This window comes from Pseudomonas granadensis, assembly GCF_900105485.1.
Taxonomy (GTDB): Bacteria; Pseudomonadota; Gammaproteobacteria; order Pseudomonadales; family Pseudomonadaceae; genus Aquipseudomonas; species Aquipseudomonas granadensis.
The window spans coordinates 2,889,986-2,912,326 of the sequence record NZ_LT629778.1 but is presented as its reverse complement, the minus strand read 5'-3'; the positions used below and the strand labels follow the sequence as shown (position 1 = coordinate 2,912,326).

Annotated in this window: 21 protein-coding genes; 12 read left to right on the top strand and 9 right to left on the bottom strand. The window is 59.8% G+C overall.

The genetic code is table 11. From position 1 onward, the window contains the following. Positions 1–101: 101 nt before the first annotated feature. The gene (locus BLU52_RS12865; protein WP_090283705.1) at positions 102–629 is read left to right on the top strand and encodes a hypothetical protein; all 528 of its coding nucleotides are present in this window, start codon (positions 102–104) and stop codon (positions 627–629) included. A gap of 134 nt (positions 630–763) precedes the next feature. Here the strand turns inward: BLU52_RS12865 and BLU52_RS26820 are convergent, their stop codons facing one another. Continuing rightward, entirely contained in the window at positions 764–901 is a 138-nt protein-coding gene (locus BLU52_RS26820) for a hypothetical protein (RefSeq protein ID WP_167359895.1), read from the bottom strand. A 160-nt stretch (positions 902–1,061) separates the two neighbouring features. Between BLU52_RS26820 and BLU52_RS12860 the strand changes: the two genes are divergently transcribed. Continuing rightward, positions 1,062–1,250 (top strand): hypothetical protein, encoded by a 189-nt coding sequence (locus tag BLU52_RS12860; RefSeq protein WP_090283703.1) that lies wholly within the window; start codon positions 1,062–1,064, stop codon positions 1,248–1,250. An 18-nt stretch (positions 1,251–1,268) separates the two neighbouring features. Here BLU52_RS12860 and BLU52_RS12855 read toward each other — a convergent pair whose 3' ends face one another. Further along, positions 1,269–1,646 carry a fe2+ zn2+ uptake regulation protein gene (locus tag BLU52_RS12855; RefSeq protein ID WP_090283701.1) on the bottom strand — a complete coding sequence of 126 codons (378 nt, stop codon included), beginning with the start codon at positions 1,644–1,646 and terminating at the stop codon, positions 1,269–1,271. 997 nt (positions 1,647–2,643) lie between these two features. On the opposite strand from BLU52_RS12855, the gene pvdQ reads away from it, so the two are divergent. Then, a complete protein-coding gene (gene pvdQ / locus BLU52_RS12850; RefSeq protein WP_090283699.1) occupies positions 2,644–4,986 on the top strand; it encodes a bifunctional acylase PvdQ in 2,343 nt (780 codons plus the stop codon). A gap of 54 nt (positions 4,987–5,040) precedes the next feature. Here the strand turns inward: pvdQ and BLU52_RS12845 are convergent, their stop codons facing one another. Then, the gene (locus BLU52_RS12845; protein WP_090283697.1) at positions 5,041–6,042 is read right to left on the bottom strand and encodes a FecR family protein; all 1,002 of its coding nucleotides are present in this window, start codon (positions 6,040–6,042) and stop codon (positions 5,041–5,043) included. A 152-nt stretch (positions 6,043–6,194) separates the two neighbouring features. Here BLU52_RS12845 and BLU52_RS12840 point away from each other — a divergent pair, with 152 nt between their 5' ends. Continuing rightward, positions 6,195–6,464: a PepSY domain-containing protein gene (locus BLU52_RS12840; protein ID WP_090283694.1), complete on the top strand. Its 270-nt coding sequence runs from the start codon at positions 6,195–6,197 to the stop codon at positions 6,462–6,464. 74 nt (positions 6,465–6,538) lie between these two features. Here BLU52_RS12840 and BLU52_RS12835 read toward each other — a convergent pair whose 3' ends face one another. Continuing rightward, positions 6,539–11,407, bottom strand: a complete 4,869-nt coding sequence (locus tag BLU52_RS12835) for a dermonecrotic toxin domain-containing protein (RefSeq protein WP_090283692.1) — start codon at positions 11,405–11,407, stop codon at positions 6,539–6,541. Between the two features lie 230 nt (positions 11,408–11,637). On the opposite strand from BLU52_RS12835, the gene BLU52_RS12830 reads away from it, so the two are divergent. Then, entirely contained in the window at positions 11,638–12,678 is a 1,041-nt protein-coding gene (locus BLU52_RS12830; protein ID WP_090283690.1) for an Ldh family oxidoreductase, read from the top strand. 617 nt (positions 12,679–13,295) lie between these two features. On the opposite strand, the gene BLU52_RS12825 is transcribed toward BLU52_RS12830, so the two are convergent. Next, the gene (locus tag BLU52_RS12825; protein WP_090283688.1) at positions 13,296–13,613 is read right to left on the bottom strand and encodes a DUF883 family protein; all 318 of its coding nucleotides are present in this window, start codon (positions 13,611–13,613) and stop codon (positions 13,296–13,298) included. Positions 13,614–13,766: 153 nt separating this feature from the next. On the opposite strand from BLU52_RS12825, the gene BLU52_RS12820 reads away from it, so the two are divergent. Continuing rightward, on the top strand, positions 13,767–14,021 hold the full coding sequence (locus tag BLU52_RS12820; protein WP_038363082.1) for a hypothetical protein: 255 nt from the start codon (positions 13,767–13,769) through the stop codon (positions 14,019–14,021). A 3-nt stretch (positions 14,022–14,024) separates the two neighbouring features. Here the strand turns inward: BLU52_RS12820 and BLU52_RS12815 are convergent, their stop codons facing one another. Further along, positions 14,025–14,933 (bottom strand): LysR family transcriptional regulator, encoded by a 909-nt coding sequence (locus BLU52_RS12815; RefSeq protein ID WP_090283686.1) that lies wholly within the window; start codon positions 14,931–14,933, stop codon positions 14,025–14,027. Positions 14,934–15,017: 84 nt separating this feature from the next. Between BLU52_RS12815 and BLU52_RS12810 the strand changes: the two genes are divergently transcribed. Beyond that, entirely contained in the window at positions 15,018–15,941 is a 924-nt protein-coding gene (locus tag BLU52_RS12810) for a carbon-nitrogen hydrolase family protein (RefSeq protein ID WP_090283685.1), read from the top strand. A gap of 39 nt (positions 15,942–15,980) precedes the next feature. Here the strand turns inward: BLU52_RS12810 and BLU52_RS12805 are convergent, their stop codons facing one another. Continuing rightward, positions 15,981–16,454 carry an LEA type 2 family protein gene (locus tag BLU52_RS12805; RefSeq protein WP_090283683.1) on the bottom strand — a complete coding sequence of 158 codons (474 nt, stop codon included), beginning with the start codon at positions 16,452–16,454 and terminating at the stop codon, positions 15,981–15,983. A gap of 66 nt (positions 16,455–16,520) precedes the next feature. Further along, the gene (locus tag BLU52_RS12800) at positions 16,521–17,987 is read right to left on the bottom strand and encodes a nucleobase:cation symporter-2 family protein (protein WP_090283681.1); all 1,467 of its coding nucleotides are present in this window, start codon (positions 17,985–17,987) and stop codon (positions 16,521–16,523) included. Between the two features lie 308 nt (positions 17,988–18,295). On the opposite strand from BLU52_RS12800, the gene BLU52_RS12795 reads away from it, so the two are divergent. The 5 genes from BLU52_RS12795 to BLU52_RS12775 all read left to right on the top strand — a co-directional run bounded on the left by BLU52_RS12795 (position 18,296) and on the right by BLU52_RS12775 (position 21,751). Further along, a complete protein-coding gene (locus tag BLU52_RS12795; RefSeq protein WP_090283679.1) occupies positions 18,296–19,012 on the top strand; it encodes a helix-turn-helix transcriptional regulator in 717 nt (238 codons plus the stop codon). A gap of 52 nt (positions 19,013–19,064) precedes the next feature. Then, the gene (locus BLU52_RS12790; RefSeq protein WP_090283677.1) at positions 19,065–19,406 is read left to right on the top strand and encodes a nuclear transport factor 2 family protein; all 342 of its coding nucleotides are present in this window, start codon (positions 19,065–19,067) and stop codon (positions 19,404–19,406) included. Positions 19,407–19,428: 22 nt separating this feature from the next. Continuing rightward, positions 19,429–20,544 (top strand): cell division protein ZapE, encoded by a 1,116-nt coding sequence (gene zapE, locus BLU52_RS12785; RefSeq protein ID WP_090283675.1) that lies wholly within the window; start codon positions 19,429–19,431, stop codon positions 20,542–20,544. An 18-nt stretch (positions 20,545–20,562) separates the two neighbouring features. Then, positions 20,563–21,147 carry a DinB family protein gene (locus BLU52_RS12780; protein WP_090283673.1) on the top strand — a complete coding sequence of 195 codons (585 nt, stop codon included), beginning with the start codon at positions 20,563–20,565 and terminating at the stop codon, positions 21,145–21,147. A 106-nt stretch (positions 21,148–21,253) separates the two neighbouring features. Continuing rightward, positions 21,254–21,751 carry a GNAT family N-acetyltransferase gene (locus BLU52_RS12775; protein WP_090283671.1) on the top strand — a complete coding sequence of 166 codons (498 nt, stop codon included), beginning with the start codon at positions 21,254–21,256 and terminating at the stop codon, positions 21,749–21,751. A gap of 279 nt (positions 21,752–22,030) precedes the next feature. Here the strand turns inward: BLU52_RS12775 and BLU52_RS12770 are convergent, their stop codons facing one another. Then, positions 22,031–22,246, bottom strand: a complete 216-nt coding sequence (locus tag BLU52_RS12770) for a hypothetical protein (RefSeq protein WP_090283669.1) — start codon at positions 22,244–22,246, stop codon at positions 22,031–22,033. Positions 22,247–22,341 lie beyond the last annotated feature (95 nt).

Here is a 22,341-nt window from a genome sequence, read left to right as displayed (position 1 = left end):
TGCAGAAAGAGGTTGGTGCCATCAGTACGCCCGCCGATACTCGCGCCCAACGAACATCTTCAAAACGGACATTTCATGGTCATTTCGCAGGGAGACATTTCATGACAATCGGTATTGTCGGGGGCTGGGAAAGCAAGGCAGGGGTGATGGTTCGCGACACCGGCGCCAAGAAACAAGTGGCCCAGAGCGTCAAGGTGCAGCAAATGCTCACCCTGGTCGGCAACGATCCCAACGCGATCAATACCGCCGAGATGGACAAGCAGGGCTTGCGCAAAGCCATCAAGGGCTTTGATCCGGCGAATGTTTCGGTCAAGCAAATGGGCAATCTGAGCGAGATGCTGCGCAGCCGCGGGCTGATCTCGGAAATCACTTCCTTCACCTTGATGAACGCGGGCGACAAGTTCGACCGTTTCGGCGTGACCAAGGACGTCGACGTCAAATTCAACGCGCTGGAATATTTTGCCACCCAACTCGATGCAATCCAGACCAACGGCCTGAATGGCAACGCCTACGGCAAAAACCTGATTCCTGAATTCAAGAAAGCCATTTACGTCTTGCAGAACCTCAAGACTTACGGCGAAGGCAACGTTGCCAAGCCGGTCGATCAGGGCGTCAAAGCCAAGGCATAAAAAGCGCCTGCGCTGGCCCGCTCAATGCTCGAGCGGGCGTTCATTCGGGGCAATCCCGGTGAAAATGAAACCCATCGCCGCGAGGCTCTCGGTGGCGCTGGCAAAACCGCTGGCAAGCCTGAGTCTGATCGAAATCATCCATTGCCGCGGCAGTTGGCGTAGCTGTTCCAACAGACTGCAATCGAGTCGCCATGCCCGTGGGGGAAGATGATGCAGCCACTCAGGGTGAGCAGGGCCAGAACGGGGATCAGCCAGGTGATACGACGCCGCATTTGAAAAATCCTCAGAGGTAACGCCGCCAGCAAGCCAAAACGCTTGCGCGGCTGTAACATGAGACCCCCTTTACAGCCAATGCATTGCGCCCGATGGGTAAGTGCATGGCATGCAAACGGATACAAATCCGATACATCTAAAAAGTTTCAGGAACCCGCAATGACCCAGAAGCAACGCTTGATTTATTCGATTGTGATCGCCTTGTCGGTCCTGGCGATCATGCTCGGCCTGTCGTGGCTGCAGAACGCCGGGATGATTACCGAGAAGACCTTCCAGTTTGTCGCGATCGCTGTAGCGGTGGTCGTCGTGGTGATCAATGGCGTGATGCGCCGCAAGGTCAAGCCTTGACGGCGATCGCCGCTCACTTCAATCGTGCTTGAGAACCGACGCAGCCTGTGGATGCAGGCTGTAGCTCTTGTCTTCATTGAAGACGATCACCCCTTCGCTGCACAGGCGTTTGAGCACTTCGCGCACACTGAGAAAGGACAGCGGAATATCCAGGTCCAGCAATTGACTGTGGACACCGCGCACGCCCAGTCTGCGCTCGTGTTGTGCTGCGACCAGCAGGGCGTCGATGACTTTCAGACGGATAAGGCTGGTGCGCAGGCCGAAGCTTTTCAACAGCAACCGGATGCGTTCGTTGCCGTGTCGCTCGCCGCGTTGGCCGAATTCGCTCGCGTTTGGGCTCATGGAGATTCCTTTGGGGGCCTGGCTACCGTCCGTTGGTAGTTGCGAGTTGTACATGCGCTTACTCCTTTTCAGGGCCTGATCGGGAACGGGTTTTTTTCGTTGTCTCTGAACTAGACGTATCAGCGCGACGAATCATGAAAGAAAAGATGTGGAAAATTTGTTGGCTCGGGGTTTTTTTCTTGTGATTTTTTGGGGGATGGCTTTTTTCAGGCGCTGGTTTTTTTGGGTACATATCCGTTGCTGCGGTAACAGCCGCTTACGGTTCCGCCCTTACGGCGGGTCACCTTTTTCAAACGCCAAAAAGGTAACCCAAAAGGCTTTGCTCCTGCGTACGGCCCTCGCAGGCTCGGGTTCCTTCGCTGCGGGATCGATCCGGGCGCAGCGGCTACGGTTTGCTTCGCTGCACCTACTTCCGCTGTGTCTGGCTTCGCCAGACGGTCGCTGCGCTCCCACGCCCGGATCGATCCCTCCACTCAGCCTTCCGATGTCGCTGGTTAGGCAAGATCAAGATCAAGATCAAGGGCACGCGAGCTAACGCTCATTGTTGAGTGGTTAGAAGCGGGTGGTTGGCTTGGGATTTGTGGTGTGGCTGCCCCTCACCCCAGCCCTCTCCCCCAGGAGAGGGAGCCGATTTTGGTTGGCTTTGATATTTGCGTACGACCGGTATTTCACGTTTGCAATTCGCGTACGACTCGGTATCGCAGTTGGCGTATCTCTATCAAACCACACGGTCAGTCCCCTCTCCCTCCGGGAGAGGGCTAGGGTGAGGGGCTGTTGATTTTCAAGACTTGAGTTCGACGCGGTATTCCATGTCGGCGTAGCTCTCGCATCCATCACAGTCAATTCCCTCACCCTCCGGGAGAGGGTTAGGCGGGCGGTGTTCCGATGAGGGGCTTTTGATGTTGGTCGCTTAAATTTTCTCCTCCTGCTTCGTTTCTTCGAAAAGGCTCATTGCGCGTGGGCGCGTGGGTATTTGCAGGGCGGGTCTTCTTTGTGCGGTGTTTTGCGTACGGTGCTGATCCGCTCTTTGGCATGTCGATCAGGAGCGAGCGTGATTATTTCCAGACAGTTAACCGGGCTGACGTTGGCTGGCGTGTTGCTGGGTTTGAGTTGTTCAGCCCATGCGTTGAGCCCGGCCGCTGAGGCAAGTGCGGATATCCGCCGGACCGCTTTTGGTGTGCCGCATATTCGTGCGCAGGACGAGCGTGGGCTCGGGTTCGGGATCGGTTATGCGTATGCGCAGGACAATCTATGTCTGCTGGCCAATGAGATCGTTACGGTCAACGGTCAGCGTTCGAAGTATTTCGGGCCGGATCAGTTCACGGTCGAGCAGCGGGAAAATCGGGTCAGCGATGTGTTTTTCACCTGGCTGAATACGCCGCAGGCGGTTGAGCGATTCTGGCAGGCGCAACCGGGGCCTGTGCGTGATCTGGTCGAAGGTTATGCGGCCGGCTACAACCGCTATCTGGCCGAACGTCGCAAGCAGGGCTTGCCGCAGCAGTGTCAGGGTGAATGGGTGCGGGATATCGCCGCGCAGGATCTGGTCAAGCTCACCCGGCGGCTGTTGGTCGAGGGCGGGGTCGGGCAGTTTGCCGAAGCCCTGGCGGGTGCCACCGCGCCGCAAGCGACGGCTGACATTCGCCAGGACGCGCAGGCTTATCGCCTGGCCGAAGCCCGTCAGCAGCGTTTCGCCCTGGATCGCGGCAGTAACGCCGTGGCCGTGGGCAGTGAGCGTTCGTTCAACGGCCGCGGGATGCTGTTGGCCAACCCGCATTTCCCGTGGGTCGGCGGCATGCGTTTTTATCAAATGCACCTGACCATTCCCGGCAAGCTCGACGTCATGGGCGCGGCGTTGCCGGGGCTGCCGATGATCAACATTGGTTTCAACCAGCATCTGGCCTGGACGCACACGGTCGACTCGTCGAAACACTTCACGCTGTACCGTCTGCAACTCGACCCGAAGGATCCGACGCGTTATCTGCTTGATGGCCAGTCGGTGCCTATGCACAAGCAGACCGTGACCGTGCAGGTCAAACAGGCCGACGGCCAGGTCGTGCCGGTTGCCAAGGAGGTCTACAGCTCACAGTTCGGGCCGATCGTGCAGTGGCCGGGCAAGCTGGATTGGGACAATCAATACGCCTATAGCTTGCGCGATGCCAACCTCGACAATGATCGCGTACTGAAACAATGGTATGCGATGAATCAGGCCTCGACGCTGCAGCAGTTGCAGGATTCGGTGCACAACATTCAGGGCATCCCTTGGGTCAACACGCTGGCCGTCGATGACCAGGGCCAGACGCTGTACATGAATCTGTCGGTAGTGCCCAACGTCAACGCCGAGAAACTGGCCAAGTGCAGCGACCCGCGAATCGGTACGCAGATGATCGTGCTCGACGGTTCCAACAGCGCCTGCGCCTGGGACATCGATCCGCAAGCGGCGCAGCAGGGTATCTACGCGGCCAGCCAGTTGCCGCAACTGCTGCGCAAGGACTTCGTTCAGCACTCCAACGATTCGGCCTGGCTGGCCAATCCAGCGCAACCGCTCAGCGGTTTCTCGCCGCTGATCAGCCAGGACGGTCAACCGTTGGGCTTGCGTTCGCGTTTCGCCCTCGATCGCCTGGGCAAGCTGAACAAGGGGCCGTTGGCAATCAAGGATCTGCAGCAGATGGTGATGGATGACCAGGTGTATCTGGCGACTCAGGTCATGCCGGATCTGCTCAAGTTCTGTAGCGCTGACCTTGGCGCCGACGCGCAGGCAGTGAAACCGGTCTGCGCCAGCCTCAAGGCTTGGGACGGCCGGGCGAATCTGGACTCCGGCGTGGGGCTGGTGCACTTCCAGAACATCATGCAGACGTTGCAGGCCATGCCGGATGTGTGGCGCGTCGGCTTCGATCCGCAGGACCCGCTACAGACGCCGCGCGGTCTGGCGGTCGAACAACCGGTAGTGGCCAAGGCTCTGCGCGAAGCGATGATGGCGTCGCTGAAGATGAGCATGAAAATGGGCCTCGACGCGAAATCCCGCTGGCGGGATATCCAGGTCGTCAGCAGTGGTGGGCGGCAAACGCCGATTCATGGCGGGCCGGGTACGCTGGGCATCTACAACGCGATGCAAAGCGTGCCGCGCGAGGACGGCAAGCTCGAAGTGGTGAGCGGCACCAGCTATCTGCAAGTGGTGAGCTTCGATGACAAGGGGCCGCACGCTCAAGGGCTGTTGGCGTTCTCGCTGTCGAGCGACCCGGCGTCCAAGTACTCGCGGGATCAGACTGAAGCGTTTTCGAAGAAACAGTGGAGCGTGTTGCCGTTCACTGAACAGCAGATCCAGGCAGACCCGCAATATCAGGTGCAGACCGTTCGCGAGACACTGGACAAGGCAGGGAAGGTGGCCGCTCAGTAATCCGCAATGTGAAGTGCTGCAAATGGAGGCCGCATCCCGCAAGGGACGCGGCCTTCAGCTTTTCGGCGGTTGTTGCGGTATCGAGTTGATCACCGGATTGCCTTCCTTGTTGCGCGTCAGGTAGACGGGCAGCACTTTGGGCAGGCTGTCGGGCAAGTTGTTCAGCGCTTTGATGTTGTAAATACCACCGACGCGAATGGAACCGGTTCGCGTATCAGCCAGTTCCAGCGGCTTGTTCAGATAGCGGTTGATCAGTGGCAATGCTTCGCTCAATGCGAGATTGTCCAGCACCAGTTTGCCATCGCGCCAGGTCAACGAGGTGTCGCTGGCGTAGGTCTGGCTGATCTGCGGCATGTAATCGCCGTGCTGGTAACGCGCCTGCATCGACGGACCAAGTCGCAAGCCGTCGCCTGGCAATGAGCGATTGCTGGTCACCAGCACCGAACCTTCAACGAGATTCACGCGCACCTGATCCCGATACATCCAGACATTGAAGCGCGTGCCGGTGACGCGAACCTCGCCTTCGCCTGCACGCACGACAAACGGGTGCGACACATCGTGGCTGACGGTAAAGAACGCCTCACCCTGCTTGAGGGTGACGCGCCGCTCGTCCTTGTAATTGCTGAAAGTCAGATCGGTGTTCAGGTTCAGTTCCAGCTGACTGCCGTCGCTGAGGGTGACCTGGCGGATCTCGTCAGTGGCGGCGAAGTGCTGATAGCTGTCGGGCAGCCAGCCCAGATTCCAGCCCGAATACGCCGCCAGTGGCAACGCGAGTGCACAGACACCTGCGGCAATCGCGAATTGGCGCCACGGGCGTGAAGATTTCGCTACAGGCGTTACCGACGCAGGTTCCGGGCGCGGCAGGTCTCCGGCCACGTCCCAGATTTCCAGCATGGCCTGGTATTCGAAGGCATGCAGCGGGTGCGCGTCATGCCATTGCTGGAAGGCGTGCTGCTCTTCGGCCGTGCAGTCAGCAGCATGCACGCGCATGCACCAATGCGCGGCGGCATCGGTGATCGCATCGTATTCGGCTTCCGAGAGGGTGTCTTGGGTCATGGACTCGTCCTGATTTCGCACATTCTAACCTTCTGGGGAAGTGGCCGAGAACTGCAGTCATGGCATTTACCCATCAAAGTGGAACTTATTTTTTGCTCAGGCACCCAAAAAACAGGACGCCCAAGACCACTATCCATAAATGGAGTGAAAAAATGATCAAAAACACATTCGCTGCCTTGATTGCCACTGCCACGTTGTTCAGCGCGGGTGCTGCGCTGGCCGACAAGCCGGGGGCAGGCTGGATCACCATCGAAAAAGCCATCGAGATCGCCAAGACCAAAGCGGGTTATGTCGAGGTCTACGAGATCGGCGCCGACAACGATGGTTACTGGGAAGGGGAAGGGCGCAAGGCGGACGGCGTTGTCTACGAGTTCCGCATCGACGGCGCCTCGGGCAATGTGCTGCGCGATCAGAAAGACTGATCTTCGCCGTCACAAACAATCAATGCTTCAATCAAAAATGCGCAGGTTTTTAACCTGCGCATTTTTGTATCTCGTTACGCCAGCGCCACGTTTTCGGTCTGGCTTGAGGTTGGCGCCGGTAAAGGGATCGCCGTCGGCAATGGGTCGAGTTGCCGGCCCATTTCGCTGATCAGCCAAGCGATCGAGTCAGCGTTGGCGAGCATGACGTCAATCCTGGCTTCGGCGGAGACGGGGTCACGAAAGGCTTTGCGTGCATCGGCGAGAGTTTTGGTGTTCGTCAGGGCGAGGAGTTTGTTCAGCACCTCGACCCGCTTGGGCAATTTATCCAGATCGACCTCTATCCCGTTGTCATCGGTATCCAGGAACAACTTCTCGGGCGCCGTCGAGCGGGAAAAGGTGCTGCGCAAGCGGTCCGTACTGGCTTTGAGCGATTGGCCGATGGCGGTGGTGGTATTGATCAGGTCCGGAAATGGCGCGATTGCTTCGACCGAACCGAAGTCCTCGGTTTTGAACAGCAAGTGCGACAGTTCATGAATCAACGTTACCGCGCGGGCGTGCGAGTCCACGTTGAATCGCACAGGCAAACAAGGCGTATAGGCATCCATGTCCGGATTAAAGAACAGCTCGGTCAGGTGGATAATCCTGCGTTTGTCCTCATTGAAAACGAAGGCAACCGTGTTATCCGGTTGCACATTCAAACCGGCGAAAATACGCTCAGTGTAAAGCAAGTCATCTTTCGGATCGGTCAGTTCGCGGCAAAGCGGGATGATCACCTTTGCAATTTTACCCAGCAGCGGCGGGGTTACCTGCGAGACCTCGAAGATCTCCCTGAGTACGCGCTCTAGTCGGGTTCCACCCGGAATTGCTCGATTTATCACGAAGTTATGCAGACAATTGAGCGCATAGGTGCGTGCGCGAGCGACCGCTTGCTGGATGACGAAGGCGCGCGCCGGATAGCGCTTGTTGATTTGCGCCATTCCTTTAGCCTGGATGTGCATGACATACGAGCGGCTGCGTTCGACTTCGGTTTGCACGCGGTTGCGCTGCTTTGAACGGCAACGACGACCGGACTTGCGGGGGCTGGCGAGGATCAGCCGCTGGTTGTTTTGCTCAAGCTCGGGCCCTTGTCCGTCTTCCTTGTGGTGCAGGTACCAGGTTTTTTCAGATTGACTGACTTGATAGACCTTGCCGGCAATCGCCGCGTATTTTCGCGAGCCGTCAGCATTGCCGTACACCAGTTTGCTGGCTTCGAGCGTGAGGTCTTCCAGCGCAGTGCTGGTTTCATACGACTGCAAATGCAGCCGAGAGGACCTGACGGGCGGGACTTTGTTCCACAGCGGTGCGGCTATCTTCGTGGTTTGGCCAGGAGTTTTGGTCACCGGCACCACGGGGAGCTGCGTCTCGGCGGCAAACTCCTCAATGGTTTCCTTCGCCTCGTCCTCCCATGACAGCTGACCAAGACTGAACAGCGATATCGCTCCGGTGATGAAGCTTTTCAAGGCGTTCGACCAGCGGTGCTGCTGCAGGTTTTCGGCCGAATCTTCGAAGTCGTTGTAGCTCTTCCAAAGAAAGAACAACGAGGCGAGTTTGCCGGACAACACATGGGGAACCAGATGCACACCACGACTGAACAAGGACTTTGCTGCTTCCCAATCGGATTGCGCGTCGATTTGCGCCTGGCAACCGAGCAAGCGTGGCAACAGGCTGAGTGTGTCCTTGTGCAAACGCTCGAGCAGATTGCCGCTGATGGGTGTGCTCTGCAGAGTCATTTCACTGCTGTAGCCTAGCGTGGTTTGCAGCAGATTTTTGAAGACCGCCTGTTGTTCCGATGGCAGGCGGCGAATCATCAGATCCTGGAACTGTCCGGGCGTGTTCAATGCGTTGACCAACTGCGCCTCATCTTCGAACTCGCGAAAGACAAACCGCGAATACGGTGCGTAGAGCACGCACGGCCCTGTTTGCCCTGTGCCGGGGCCGATCACATACAGCCCGAGTGTGTGGGCGGCAGCGGCGCCGCTGGTCTTGATCAATGAAAGCGGGCTCACAGTGGCGTGGGCCAGCGCCACGGTGGCGCGTGCGAGCGCATCGGGCATGTCCAGCACCTGGCAGATCAAGTCGTAGCCGGTGTCCGACAGTTGCTGTTGCAGCTTCATCGAATGCGCGTGCTGCATCAGGTGCCAGGGGAGCTGGCGCAGAAAGCGTTCCTTGCTGGTGCGTGCAGACGGGGTATCCCCTGACAGCGCTGCGCTGACTTTGCGCACGTAGATGGTGGTGATCTCCAGCGATTGCAGCAGTTGCTGGACTGCGGTCTGATCCAGTTTCTCTGGCAGGGACGTGACGGTCAGCGAGGCGACCTTGAAACCAGTGCCCTGCACGACATTGAAATGATGCAAGGCAAAATCGAGCAGATTGCAGGCCGGGCCGGCGAGCGTCAGATTCGGCGTGATCTGGATGTCCTCGGGTTTGAGCCCATTGCCTGGAAATCGGCTGTCGAGCAGCGTTTGCAATGTTTGCTCGACATGCGTGCGCAACTCTGGCACATCGTCGAGAAAATCTTTGCCATCAACAAAGCTGCTGCGCAATTGATCGAGCAGCGCAAGGTGCGTGCGCTGTTCCGCGACGGGCGCCATTTGTAACCAGTCGGGATAATCAAGCTGACGGGCAAGGGCTTTGGCCAGCTCAATAGCGCGACCAAGGTTGGTGTTGATCACGGAATTTTTCATTTGTTCGAGGAAGCGTTTGAGCGCGGCCTTGTCCTCGATGCACTGACGCAATGTCTGGCAATGGTCGAGGAAAATTCCGATGGCCGAATCCATGCGGTTACCGGCCACACTACCGTCAATCAATTGGAAGCTGGCGAGGGTGAAAGACTCGTCCAGCCGTTGTTGCGCCGTTGGCAGGTTTTCCAGCAGCGCCTGGCACTGGTCTTTACCGTCCAGGCGGCGCTGCAACGTTTGTTGGGCAATGGCGATATCGTCGAACGTCTCCAGGCCGATCGCTGGAGTCCACAGAATCGCGCGCCCGGAATGCGCGATATCCAGACCACCGCGCTCAGTCAACAGAACACAGTTGGCGAGCGCCAGCGAGCCAGCGTCACCGGGACCGGTGAGGGTGAGCGACCAGGCATCCGGGCGAAAACCGTTGAGCGATCGACGCTCCTTGCGGGTCGGGTGTCTGGCGTCGAACACGGTATCGACGATGCCCCGTTCGGCTGCCCGCCACGCACCGCTGAGCTGGTTGATGTAGGCCTCGGCGCGGAGGCCGTCTTCGAACGCCTTCGCCAGTTTCCAGAGAATGCCTCGCAGAAACCGCCCTTGCTCGGCGTCGTTGCCGGTTGGCTGGTCGCGGAAATGGCTGCTGAGATTTTCAAGTTCTCGCTCGAGCTTGAACGCCAGTTGCGCCGCCTTGTCGGTCTGGACCACAGAGGAGGGCGGTGTGCTGGAAAACAGTGGTCGAGTACTCCAACGCTCATTGACCTCAAGCTTGAGCAGGCGCTCATGAAGCATCGCGCGAATATCCAGGGCCTTGTCGAACAAGGCATGGATATCGGTTGAATGTTCACCCTGGCGCAAACGCTGCATGGCGAATTCGACGTTCTGACGTTGCTTGGTCAGGATCGCTTCAAGCAGCGTCGCAATGATGTCGCCACCGATATGCTCGCCGGTCACCTGCGGGTCGACGAAGCCCAGATAGCGGTTGCGTTCCTCCAGGTTCATCAGGCCATAGAGCTCGTCTTCATGACCTTTTGCATCGAGTTTGGCGGTCAGCGTCTGTTTAAGATCGGCGTAGTCCTCAAGTACTTGCAGACCCTGGGTCGGGGTGTAGAGGTAGGCCTTGTCGTGGTTGATCATCAGCGAGCCGGCCAGCTCCACCGAGGCGGTGTCCTTGCGCAAACACACCGTTTCGAAAGTCGGCCGCCGTACAGCCGTGTTCGGCTCCCGGATCAAACTGTGCAGGGCATCGAACTCCCCGGCGCTGATGATGCTGGTTTCGCGCTTGCTCATCAGTTGCGCACGCGCTTGATCCTTCAGGGTCTGGCGCAAGAAGGTGCGCCTGGGCGAACCTTCGAAGGACGCGGCGTTCCAGTAAGCCTCCAGCTGTCGAAACAACAGCATGATGAGTTTTCCCGACGCCGACTTCAACGCATCCGCCCAGGCCTTCTGGTCGCTGTCGCCGCCGGTACGAGCCGGATGAGTAAACCTGGCTGACTGCCCGCGTGGCCAGCCCTGGCGGCGAAAGTACACCAGCAGCGCTTCACTCAATGACAGCGAATCCAACTGCTGCCGGCGTTCGTCGGCACCCGCGTCGCTGGCTGGATACAGGCTGACGCGGGTATGCGACTGCTGCAGCCCGGCGAAATGCGGTGCCAGCAGCTCGTTCAGAATCTTGTCCAGCAGCGTTGTCAGCGAAGGGAGGCGCTTCAGTTCGTCCAGTACGTCGCGCGCGCAAGCATTCTGAGCGGTCTCGATCGCTGACTGCTGGTCCTCAAACACATCGCCATCGATCGTTTCGCGAGTCACCGTGATATCGCGTTTCTCGACCAGTTCCTTGCGCAGGGAGAGGCTGATGAAGGCCAACAGATCATCGGTTTCGTCCGCCTTGTCGAGGCGCGCTTGCAAGGATTCGGTCAGTGCGTCGTCGTCACTGTACTTTTTCACGCCGTCATAAGGGGTATAGAGGAACACCCCGCCGTCATCCGGCCCGGCGCCGAGGATAAAGCTGCCAGCCAGCGGTACGGGCAGTTGCTTGTCGGCGTTGAGCAAAATGCGTTCGGCGTGCATGGGCGGAGTCTGCTGTTGGCGCAGGGCGTGCGTTGCCAACTGCACATGGGCAAGCCAACTGAAATCCTTGCTGTTCAAACTGTGGGTTTTACCGAGTTCGGCGTGCAGGCCAGGGGAATCGAAAATCTCTGGAAACAGAAGCGGTGCGGTGGGGCTGGGCATTAGCGGAGCTCTGAACGGACGCCATGGGCAGAGACCCGAGAATAGGTACGCAACTCGACGCATTGGCGGTACATGGATACCGCACTCAGCGCGTATAAATCTGCCACGGACCCGCGCGCGCCATCGTTGAATCAGCGAAGGGTTGACAGGCGACCGCTGCGCCATGGTTAATCGCTGGGCAAGTCGTCCGTACGCTGTTGTTCCCTCCAATAATCATTCTGGAGCTTCAGATGTCTGCGCCACACGATCATGTGTCCTGTGCTGTCTCGTCGTCGTTGTCGCTCGAAGCGCTGACGCAATTGCTTGAAACTATTTTTCTGCGCCATGGCACCTCCGCCGACGTCGCCCGGGTGCTTGCCGCCAACTGTGCCGCGGCCGAGCGCGACGGTGCCCACAGTCATGGTGTGTTCAGGATTCCCGGGTATGTGTCGACGCTGAAAAGCGGTTGGGTCAATGGGCACGCCGTGCCGCAGGTCGAAGACGTCGCCGCCGGTTTCGTGCGCGTCGACGCGGGCAACGGATTCGCCCAGCCAGCATTGGCAGCGGCGCGCGCGTTACTGGTGGAAAAGGCCCGTCACGCCGGGATCGCCGTACTGGCAATCCGTAATTCGCATCACTTCGCAGCGCTGTGGCCGGATGTCGAACCCTTCGCTGATGAAGGGCTGGTGGCGCTCAGCGTGGTCAACAGCATGACTTGCGTAGTCCCTCACGGCGCCGACCGTCCACTCTTCGGCACCAACCCGATCGCCTTCGCCGCCCCACGCGCCGGCGCCGCCCCCATCGTCTTCGACCTGGCCACCAGCGCCATCGCCCACGGCGACGTGCAGATCGCCGCCCGCAAAGGCGAACGCCTGCCATCCGGCATGGGCGTCGACAGCCTCGGCCAACCGACCCAGGACCCCAAGGCCATCCTCGAAGGCGGGGCGCTCCTGCCATTCGGCGGCCATAAAGGCTCGGCACTGTCGATGATGGTCGAACTGCTGGCCGCGGCACTGACCGGCGGCAACTTCTCCTTCGAATTCGACTGGTCCAACCACCCCGGCGCGAAAACCCCATGGACCGGCCAGTTGCTCATCGTCATCGACCCCAGCAAAGCCGCTGGCCAAAGCTTCGCCGAACGCAGCGGCGAACTGGTCCGCCAGATGCACAGCGTCGGCCTCAAACGCCTGCCGGGCGACCGCCGGCATGGGCAGCGCAGCCGCTCACTGGATGAAGGAATCGTGCTGGATGCGCAGACGCTGGAGCAATTGCGCGAATTGGCCGGAGAGTAAGCCAAGATCAAAAGCCCCTCACTAGCCCTCTCCCGGAGGGAGAGGGGACCGATCGCGGGGAATGCGGGGGCTGCGGCAACGTGCAATATCGAGTCGAATGCAAATTTTGAAACCAAACAGAATCGGCTCCCTCTCCAGGGGGAGAGGGCTGGGGTGAGGGGTAGCCACACCACAAACCTCAAGCCAACCACCCGCTTCTAACCACTCCTTACAATGAGCGCCAGCTCGAGTGCCCTTGATCTTGCCTAACCGGCCCCATCGGCAGGCTGAGTGGAGGGATCGATCCGGGCGTGGGAGCGCAGCGACCGTACGACGCAGTCGTACACAGCGGAAGGAGGTGCAGCGAAGCAAACCGTAGCCGCTGCGGCCGGATCGGTCCCGGAGCGAGGGAACCCGAGCCTGCGAGGGCCGAACGCAGGGGCCCAGACCTTTGGTTCCTTTGGGGCGTTTGCCAAAGGGACTCGCTGTAAAAGCGAAACCGCCAGACTGCCCACCCGCAGAAACGGATATTCACCCAAAGCAACCAGAACCTGGTCGGCCCAGAGGCCGCCAAGTCCAAAAAACCAAACACAAAAAAAAGCGAACCAAAAGTCCGCTTTTTTCCAAATCAAAAAACCTCAACGTCGCCCAAGCAACAACCCGACCACCAACCCAAACCCCGCCGAAATCGCCACCGTCTGCCAAGGATGCCCACCAATATACGTCTCGGTCGCTTCAACGGCAGGCTTGGTCCGGTCCCGCACATTCGACACCGAATCCAGCGCCTGCTGCAATTTCAGAGCGATTTGCCCCCGCAGCGTCTCCGCTTCCTCGCCCACCAGTGAAGCACTGCTCTTGAGCAGCTTGTCCGATTCTTCAATCAGCGCCTGAAGTTCGCTGAACGCCTGATCCTTGATTTGCTCTTCAGCGGCTTGCACGGCAGATTTGCGGGCCATGGGTGACTCCTTGCAGATGAATGGACAGTGAGCAATGGAGTATGGCGCAACGCATAAAGTTGCACGCCAAGGCTCCCCAAAAGAAAAACCTGCGCCGGAGTTTTCGGCCGAGCGTGTAAGATGTCGCCATTTTACGCAGCAGGATAATTCCCCATGAGTTTCAATCTGGCCGACAAATCACTCGCAGAGCGCGCCGCGCTGGAAGATGAGAAATCCCGTCTGTTCGAACTCTGGCAGAACAATCTGGGCAAAGCCAAAGGCGAGGCCGCGCGGTTGTTCGGCGAGCGCGCCAAGCGCAAGGGCAAATGGGCCGAATGGGTTCGCGCGGAACTCGACGGCATGTCGCCGCCGGAATTCGCCAACATGGTGCGCAGTGAAGTCAATCGACTGATGGCCGCGAACAAGTAACGTTCAGTTGAAGCTCGCGGCAATCACCTCGCGAACCTTGACCACCAGCGGATCGATCTGCGTGCTGGTACGCCAGCCCAGTTCGATCGGGTAACGTGGCAATGGCAGCGGGCAGGGCAGTAACGCCAGACCGCTGAGCGCCGCGATACTTTCGGCGGCATGCGCCGGGATCGTCGCCACCGCGCGGCTGCCCTTGAGCAGCCAGGGCAGCGCAGCAAAATGCGTGGTCGAAGCGCAGACCCGACGACTCAAGCCCACGGCCGCCAGCCCTTCATCGGTGATGCCGATAAAACCGCCGGACGACACCAGAATGTGCTCGCGAGCGACAAACTCCTCCAGCCCGATCTGCGCCTGACCGGGCGCAAGGCTCGACGGGTCGACCAGGCACGCATAAGCGCCTTCGCCCAGCACTTGCCGGCTGAGCAGGCGCTCGGCAAAACCGCCGGCGGTGATCGCCAGATCGATGCTGCGCTCCATCAGCGCACGGGCGACAATCTGGCTGTGGGTCTGGCGGAAGATCAGACGCAACTTCGGCATGCTACGGGCAATCTCCTCGATCAGGCGGCGACCGTAGGCAATCTCGAAATCATCGGAAAGCCCGATGGTCACCGAGCGGCCATCGTATTGATTGGCCGCCGGGTCGACCATCGCCAGGCTTTGCCGACATTTATTCAGGGCTTCACTGACCACCGGTTTCAATTGATTGGCCTTGAGCGTCGGGGCGAGGCCGCGTCCGGTGCGCACGAACAACTGATCGCCATACACCTCGCGTAACCGGCGCAACGCCGCACTGACTGCTGATTGGGTGACGCCCAGACGCAGGGCGGCGCGGCTGGCGCTGGATTCTTCGTGCAGCGCCTCGAAGACTTTCAGCAGGTTGAGGTCGACGTTGGCGATATTCATTTGGCTCATATCATTCAGCAGTGATCGGGGCTTTATTCATGATCGCGTGGCGCCGCAGAATCGGCAACTACTGAACCTGACGGAGTTACTGCGATGCCCAAATCCATTGTCGCTGCGCTGCAAATCGGCTCATTGCCCGCCGGCAAACAAGCCACCCTTGAACAGATTCTGAGCTGGGAAGCGGCGATCAGCGAATCCGGCGCGGCGCTGGTGGTCATGCCCGAAGCGTTGCTCGGCGGTTACCCGAAAGGTGAAGGCTTCGGCACGCAGCTGGGCTATCGCCTGCCCGAGGGCCGCGAAGCCTACGCCCGCTACTTCGCCAACGCGATTGACGTACCGGGCGCAGAAACCGAGGCCCTCGCCGGGCTGTCGGCGCGCACCGGGGCCAATCTGGTGATCGGCGTGATCGAACGCGCTGGCAGCACCCTGTATTGCACCGTCCTGTATTTTGACCCGCAGGCCGGGCTGGTCGGTAAACACCGCAAACTCATGCCCACCGGCACTGAACGGCTGATCTGGGGCAAGGGCGACGGCTCGACCTTGCCAGTTTTCGACACCCAGGTCGGCCAGCTTGGCGCGGTAGTGTGCTGGGAAAACATGATGCCGCTGCTGCGCACGGCGATGTACGCCAAAGGCATCGAGGTCTGGTGCGCACCAACGGTCGATGAGCGCGAAATGTGGCAAGTGAGCATGCGCCACATTGCCCATGAAGGCCGATGCTTTGTGGTCAGCGCCTGCCAGGTCCAGGCCTCGCCGAACGAACTGGGCGTTGACATTGCCAACTGGCCGGCAGACCGCCCGCTGATTGCCGGCGGCAGCGTGATTGTCGGGCCGATGGGTGACGTGCTGGCAGGACCGTTACGCGGCGAAGCGGGCCTGCTCACGGCTGAAATCGACACCGACGAACTGGTGCGCGCGCGTTACGACTACGACGTGGTCGGCCATTATGCGCGGCCGGATGTGTTCGAATTATCCGTCGATGAACGCGCCAAGCCTGGAGTGCGTTTCAACCATTGACTGCCGGCTAACCCAAACCCTGTGGGAGCGAGGCGTTCGTTACCACGTAGCGGCACTCGCCCTGGGCAAACTCAACGTGCCGCTGTCGACAAAGCGCATCGTGCCGAACAGACCTCCGGCCAGTTTGCCGCGCAGGACGTAAGGCAGGTTATCGAGGGTTTGGGTCTGGCTCAGGCCCAGGGTCTGGCGCAGGACCGAAAATGCGGAAATGCTCACCGGTACGCTGACGATGGTTTCGGAAAAGCGCGGGATCGAGCCGCTTTGATCGCTTACGCCGGAGGCCAGCGAATGACCGTTGACGTCCAGATCGAGGGCGATGCCGTTGTAGTCGATGGCGGTTTCGTTGGGATTCTGTACGCGCAGTTTGATCGCGAAGCGTACTTCCAGATCCTGGCTCGGCAACGGTTCGAGACCGACCACGTTGATATTGACCGGATCTCGATTGGGGAACAGTGCACAGGCGCTCAGGGATAACAGCAGCAACGACAGAATCAGGGCGTGAAGACGGCGCATAAACGGTCTCTCGAAAAAAAGGGCTGAACCGGCCTGTCGGTTCAGCCCTTTTTTCGAGGCCGGACGTCAGCGGTTCTCTTGTGCGACAGTCGCCGTTGGGCCAGGTTCAGCTTTGGCTGGCACGTCGGGGTTTTCCATGACCTGAAGAATAGAAGCTTCGGGGTCGAAGTCGTCTTCTTCCAGTTCGATGAATTCCTCCGGCAGGAAGATATTCAGCACGATCGCGCACAACGCGCCGACGGTGATTGGCGATTCGAAGATATTGCGCAGCGCCTGTGGCAGTTCGCGCAGTACTTCCGGGACCGCCGCGATGCCCAGGCCCATGCCCAGCGAAATCGCCACAATCAGCATATTGCGCCGATGCAGACCGGCTTCGGCGAGAATCTTGATCCCGGCCACGGCAACGGTGCCGAACATCACCAGTTCGGCACCGCCGAGCACCGGTTTCGGCATTAATTGCAGCACCGCGCCGATCATCGGGAACAGCCCGAGAATCACCAGCAATCCGGCAATGAAAAACGCAACGTAGCGGCTGGCCACGCCAGTGAGCTGAATGACTCCGTTATTCTGCGCGAAGGTGACCATCGGCATGCTGTTGAACACCGCAGCCATGGCCGAGTTGAGGCCGTCAGCAAGCAGGCCGGATTTGATCCGGCGAATGTACAGCGGCCCCTTGACCGGTTGCCGCGAGATCATCGAGTTGGCAGTCAGATCGCCGGCCGCCTCCAGTGGCGAAACGAGGAAAATCACCGCCACCGGCACGAACGCCACCCAGTCGAAATTGAAGCCGTACTTGAACGGCACCGGCACACTGACCAGCGGCACGGCCGGCATCGTGGTGAAATCCACCGTGCCCATCAGCCAGGCGACGACGTAGCCGAGGGTCAGGCCGATGACGATCGCGCCCAGGCGCAGGAACGGTACGTCGACCCGGTTCAGCACGACAATGGTGCCGATCACCAGCGCCGCCAGAAACACATGGCTGGCCGCGCCCAGGTCGGCTGCGCCAAAGCCGCCGGCAATATCGGTCATCGCCACTTTGATCAGCGACAGGCCCATCAAGGTGATGATCGTGCCGGTGACCACCGGGGTGATCAGCATGCGCAATTTGCCGATGAACTGGCTCAGCACGACCTCAATGAACGCAGCGAAAAAGCACACACCGAAGATCGTCGAGAGGATTTCATCGGTGCCGCCACCGCGCGCCTTGACCATGAACCCGGCGCTAAGAATCACGCTGATAAAGGAAAAACTCGTACCTTGCAGACACAGCAGGCCGGAACCGACCGGGCCGAAGCGCTTGGCCTGGACGAACGTGCCGAGCCCGGAAACGAACAGCGCCATGCTGATCAGATAAGGGATTTCACTTTGCAGGCCAAGGGCGCCGCCCATGATCAGGGTAGGCGTGATGATCCCGACGAAGCTCGCCAATACATGTTGCAGCGCGGCAAACACGGTGGCGGTCAGGTGCGGGCGGTCGTTGAGGCCGTAGATCAGGTCGTTGTTGCGCGGGGCGTTTTCAGAGGCGGTCATGGTGTTTTGCGCGCTGCGAGGCGAGGCCGGGTCAGAAAATGGAGGCGCAGGATGCCGTAAGCGAGCGGCGAGGGCAACGAGCAATAACTGCCCGAAAGGTCAGCTTTTGCGGGCGTGATCGTTCCCACGCTCCTGCGTGGGAATGCAGCCCGGGACGCTCCGCGTCCCTACAGAACCAAACGCGGAGCGCCGTAGAGACGTTCCCACGCCGGAGCGTGGAAACGATCTTGCTGCGCCTCAAGCTCCTGCCATTTTCTGACTCCAACCTCTGCTAATCTCCGAAGTCTTTCCGGCGGAGCCTGCCCATCGTGTCGCGTACCACCCGACTGTTGACCCTGCTGCAAGTGCTGCGCGGCAAGAAACGCCCGGTGACTGCCGCCTCCCTGGCCGCCGAGCTGCAGGTGTCCGAGCGCACGCTCTACCGCGACATCGCCGAGTTGACGGCCCTCGGCGCGCCAATTCAGGGCGAGGCGGGGATCGGCTATGTGCTGCGCAACGGCCTGTTCCTGCCACCGCTGATGCTCAATGCCGACGAGACCGAAGCCATCGTTCTCGGTTTGCGCTACGTCGATCAGCGTGGCGATGAAACATTGAGCAAAGCGGCGGCGGATGCCTTGGCCAAGATCGCCGCCGTGCTCGATCCGCAGGCTCAGGAGGCACTGCGCAATCCAACAGTGATGCCGGGGCCGCCGGGCTACGGTTTCCCGCAGAACGCCGTGCCGTTGAACGTGTTTCGCCACGCGATCCGCGACCAGGCCAAACTGCACATCGATTACGCCGACGCGCAGCAGGTGCCGACTCAGCGGCTGATCTGGCCCTTGGCGCTGGGTTTTCTCAATGAGGTGCGGATCATTGTCGCGTGGTGTGAGTTACGCGGTGCCTATCGCACATTTCGGACTGACCGGATCAGCGCTGCAAATCCACAGGGCGAGGCTTATCCGGGCCGGCGCAGCGACCTGCTGCGTATCTGGCGCGAACAGATGCAACTGGACGAGGACGGCCGTTTCACTCCTGACAAAAACTGACACAACGCTGTTTTAGGATGGTCGCAGAACCACACAACAAGGAGCTGCCACCATGTCCCATCCCGCCTCAACACTGGCCCCGGCGATTGCTGCGTATATCGATGCGGCCAACGCACGCGACACGTCGCAGGTCGCCAGTTTTTTCGCCGAGGATGCCAACGTGTTCGATGAAGGCCTGCATCAGGTCGGCCCGCAAGCCATCGCCCAATGGATGCACGACACCGGGCAACGCTACCAACCTCGTGTTGAAGTGCTCGACGTGCAGCAGCGCACCGGAAAAGTGCTGGTGCAGGGACTGATCTCCGGCACGTTCCCTGGCAGCCCGGCACAGCTGCGTTACACGTTCCGATTGAACGAACAGGGGAAAATAGCCCGGTTGGATATTTCCCTGTAGCCATCGTGGCATACTGCCGCGCATGACTTTCGACTCCCCCCTCAGCGCCTGGCAACACGCCGTTCAATACAACGGCTTCGTCCAGGATGAAGCCCAGGAACACGCGGTCTGGGCCCTGCAAAAATGTCACGAAGCGCTGCATGCCGGTGCCCGTTCGGTTACCGGCGTTTATCTGTGGGGCCCGGTCGGGCGCGGCAAGACCTGGCTCATGGACCAGTTCCACCAAAGCCTGCGGGTGCCGGCGCGCCGGCAGCATTTTCATCACTTCATGGGCTGGGTGCATCAGCGCTCGTTCCAGTTGACCGGGATTGCCGATCCGCTGCGGGCGCTGGCCAAGGAGCTGGCTACAGAAGTCAAAGTACTGTGTTTCGATGAGTTGTTCGTCAACGACATCGGCGACGCGATCATTCTCGGGCGGCTGTTTCAAGTGATGTTCGATGAGGGCGTGGTGATTGTCTGCACGTCCAACCTGCCGCCGGACGATCTCTACGCCGATGGTTTCAACCGAGACCGTTTCGTCCCGGCGATTGCCGCGATCAAGGCGCATATGCGGGTGGTTGCGGTGAACGGCGCCGAGGATCATCGCCTGCATCCGGGGGCGGGTCTGCAACGTTACTTTGTGGCCGCGTCATCGCTTAGAGCGCTGGAGGATGTCTTCCAGGCGCTGGCCGCCGGTGAGCCGGCCACCGCCGAACCGGTGTCAGTCGGTCATCGCCAATTGAACGTGGTGCGGGCCAGTGAATCGGTGTTGTGGTGTCGTTACGCCGACCTGTGCGAGCAGCCGTTCGCCGCCATGGACTTCATCGCGCTGTGCGATCGCTATCGGGCTATTCTGTTGAGCGAGGTGCCGAACCTCAGCGCGCGCAAACGCGAAGGGCGCATTGCCCGTGGCACGGAAGACGGCGCCGAGCGCGTAGTGGCGGGTGATCGAGAGCTGCCGCAGTTGTCCGTACACGACGACGGCGTGCGGCGGTTCATTGCATTGGTCGACGAGTGCTACGACCGCAGAGTGCCGCTGTACATCGAGGCCGAAGTGCCGATGGACGCGCTTTACACCGAGGGTTACCTGGAGTTCCCGTTCCGCCGCACCCTGAGTCGTTTGCAGGAAATGCAGCTGCAGCGCTTTGCCGAAACTTGAAAGAAAGAGGGCGCCGACATGAGCCAACCGTTGTCCCATCATTTGTTGACCATGGCTTATCAGAATGCCTGGGCCAATCATCGTCTGGCCAAGGCCTGGAGCCAACTCGGCGCGGCGGATCTTGCGGCGCCGCGGGTGAATTTTTTTCCGAATATTCGCCTGACGCTGAACCACATCCTGACGTGCGACTGGTTTTACGTCGATGCGCTGGAGCGCGAATTGCGCGGGGCTGAACCGCATCCTGACTGTCATGTTTTTTTCAATGCCGACGAGCCGTTCACTGACACCGTTCAACTGCGTGAAGAACAGGCTCACGTCGACCGTCGGCTGATCGCCTACTGCGAGCAACTGCGCGATGCCGAGCTGAACCGCATCGTCACCATTGCCCGCGACACGCCCCAGCACGACAGCCGCCTGCGCTTGCTGTCGCATCTGTTCGAACATCAGATCCATCACCGCGGCCAGGTGCACGCGATGCTCAGCGATACGTCGGTGGAACCGCCGCAACTGGACGAATTCTTCTGCGCCGGCGAAAGCGCGTTGCGTGCTGCAGACTTCGCCGAACTCGGCTGGACCGAGGAATTGATCTGGGGCCACGCCTGATCCTGAGGATTTGTCGGTTGCTCACCGGTATGTGGCCGCGTTAAGGTCAGGCAGCCTATCAGCGCGTACCTTGCGTGCCGGGGCTTTTGTCTGTTCGGGGAAGGAAATGGATTCCGCAGAAATTCTGGTACTTCAGGCCAGCTACACCAACCCAACGCATGCCGAAGCCATCGGCCTTGTGCTCAACCACTACGCAGAAGACCCCATGGGCGGCGGTCACTCGCTCGACCCGGACCTGCTGCGCCGACTGCCCGAAGAACTCGCCCGCCGCCCACACGCCTTCAGCGTACTGGCCTTCGTTGGCGGCGAACCGGCGGGGCTGGTCAACTGCTTCGAAGGCTTCTCGACCTTCGCCTGCAAACCGCTGGTCAATGTCCACGACGTGGTAGTCGTGAGCCAGTTCCGCGGCTTGAGCCTGAGTCAGAAAATGCTGCAGAAAGTCGAAGAAATCTCGCGCCAGCGCGGCTGCTGCAAAATTACCCTGGAAGTACTGGAAGGCAATGACATCGCGCAGCAGTCGTACCGCAAGTTCGGCTTCGCGCCGGGGATGTTTGATCCGGATCATGGGCGGATGTTGTTCTGGATCAAGAATTTGCAGGCCTGAAAAGCCCCTCACCCTAACCCTCTCCCGGAGGGAGAGGGGACTGATCGAGGTGATCGCAAGAGCTACGTCGACATCAAGTACCGAGCCGAACTCAGGTTCTGAAGATCGTGAAGATCGGCTCCCTCTCCCTCGGGAGAGGGCTGGGGTGAGGGGCGAATTCACCACAAATCCCAAGCCGAACAAGCAACCACCCAACCAAAAAAAGGCGCCCCAAAAGGGCGCCTCAACTGTCATCTCCCGGGCCAGAGCGGAGCCGCGGAAGGTCCATCGGTTGCTCGGTCAATCCCGGTCGCGGTAAGACTCGGTCACTTGCGCGGTCTGGTCGGCGGGAACGCGAATTTCTTTCGCGCTGGCGTCGCTGTGTTGCGCGCTCTGGCTTTGGTGAACCGGGAAGTTGTCGTAGTAATAGCGCATGCGCTCAGCGCCGCCCTCGGCGAAGACGCTGGCAGAACCCAGGGCAAACAGCCCGGCAAGGATGAGGATAGAGATTTTCATGGTGCCTCCTACTGAACAAGTGGGAGCCGTTTCATCCATGAAGCAAAACTCGAGAGGAGTCTCTATCGTGTGAATTAACCCGGGGTTAACGCCCG

Coding starts and splice junctions, on each gene's coding strand:
- BLU52_RS12865 (WP_090283705.1), top strand. CDS start 102: ATGACAATCGGTATTGTCGGGGGCTGGGAAAGCAAGGCAGGGGTGATG.
- BLU52_RS26820 (WP_167359895.1), bottom strand. CDS start 901: ATGCGGCGTCGTATCACCTGGCTGATCCCCGTTCTGGCCCTGCTCACC.
- BLU52_RS12860 (WP_090283703.1), top strand. CDS start 1,062: ATGACCCAGAAGCAACGCTTGATTTATTCGATTGTGATCGCCTTGTCG.
- BLU52_RS12855 (WP_090283701.1), bottom strand. CDS start 1,646: ATGTACAACTCGCAACTACCAACGGACGGTAGCCAGGCCCCCAAAGGA.
- BLU52_RS12845 (WP_090283697.1), bottom strand. CDS start 6,042: ATGACCCAAGACACCCTCTCGGAAGCCGAATACGATGCGATCACCGAT.
- BLU52_RS12840 (WP_090283694.1), top strand. CDS start 6,195: ATGATCAAAAACACATTCGCTGCCTTGATTGCCACTGCCACGTTGTTC.
- BLU52_RS12835 (WP_090283692.1), bottom strand. CDS start 11,407: ATGCCCAGCCCCACCGCACCGCTTCTGTTTCCAGAGATTTTCGATTCC.
- BLU52_RS12830 (WP_090283690.1), top strand. CDS start 11,638: ATGTCTGCGCCACACGATCATGTGTCCTGTGCTGTCTCGTCGTCGTTG.
- BLU52_RS12825 (WP_090283688.1), bottom strand. CDS start 13,613: ATGGCCCGCAAATCTGCCGTGCAAGCCGCTGAAGAGCAAATCAAGGAT.
- BLU52_RS12820 (WP_038363082.1), top strand. CDS start 13,767: ATGAGTTTCAATCTGGCCGACAAATCACTCGCAGAGCGCGCCGCGCTG.
- BLU52_RS12815 (WP_090283686.1), bottom strand. CDS start 14,933: ATGAGCCAAATGAATATCGCCAACGTCGACCTCAACCTGCTGAAAGTC.
- BLU52_RS12810 (WP_090283685.1), top strand. CDS start 15,018: ATGCCCAAATCCATTGTCGCTGCGCTGCAAATCGGCTCATTGCCCGCC.
- BLU52_RS12805 (WP_090283683.1), bottom strand. CDS start 16,454: ATGCGCCGTCTTCACGCCCTGATTCTGTCGTTGCTGCTGTTATCCCTG.
- BLU52_RS12800 (WP_090283681.1), bottom strand. CDS start 17,987: ATGACCGCCTCTGAAAACGCCCCGCGCAACAACGACCTGATCTACGGC.
- BLU52_RS12790 (WP_090283677.1), top strand. CDS start 19,065: ATGTCCCATCCCGCCTCAACACTGGCCCCGGCGATTGCTGCGTATATC.
- zapE (WP_090283675.1), top strand. CDS start 19,429: ATGACTTTCGACTCCCCCCTCAGCGCCTGGCAACACGCCGTTCAATAC.
- BLU52_RS12780 (WP_090283673.1), top strand. CDS start 20,563: ATGAGCCAACCGTTGTCCCATCATTTGTTGACCATGGCTTATCAGAAT.
- BLU52_RS12775 (WP_090283671.1), top strand. CDS start 21,254: ATGGATTCCGCAGAAATTCTGGTACTTCAGGCCAGCTACACCAACCCA.
- BLU52_RS12770 (WP_090283669.1), bottom strand. CDS start 22,246: ATGAAAATCTCTATCCTCATCCTTGCCGGGCTGTTTGCCCTGGGTTCT.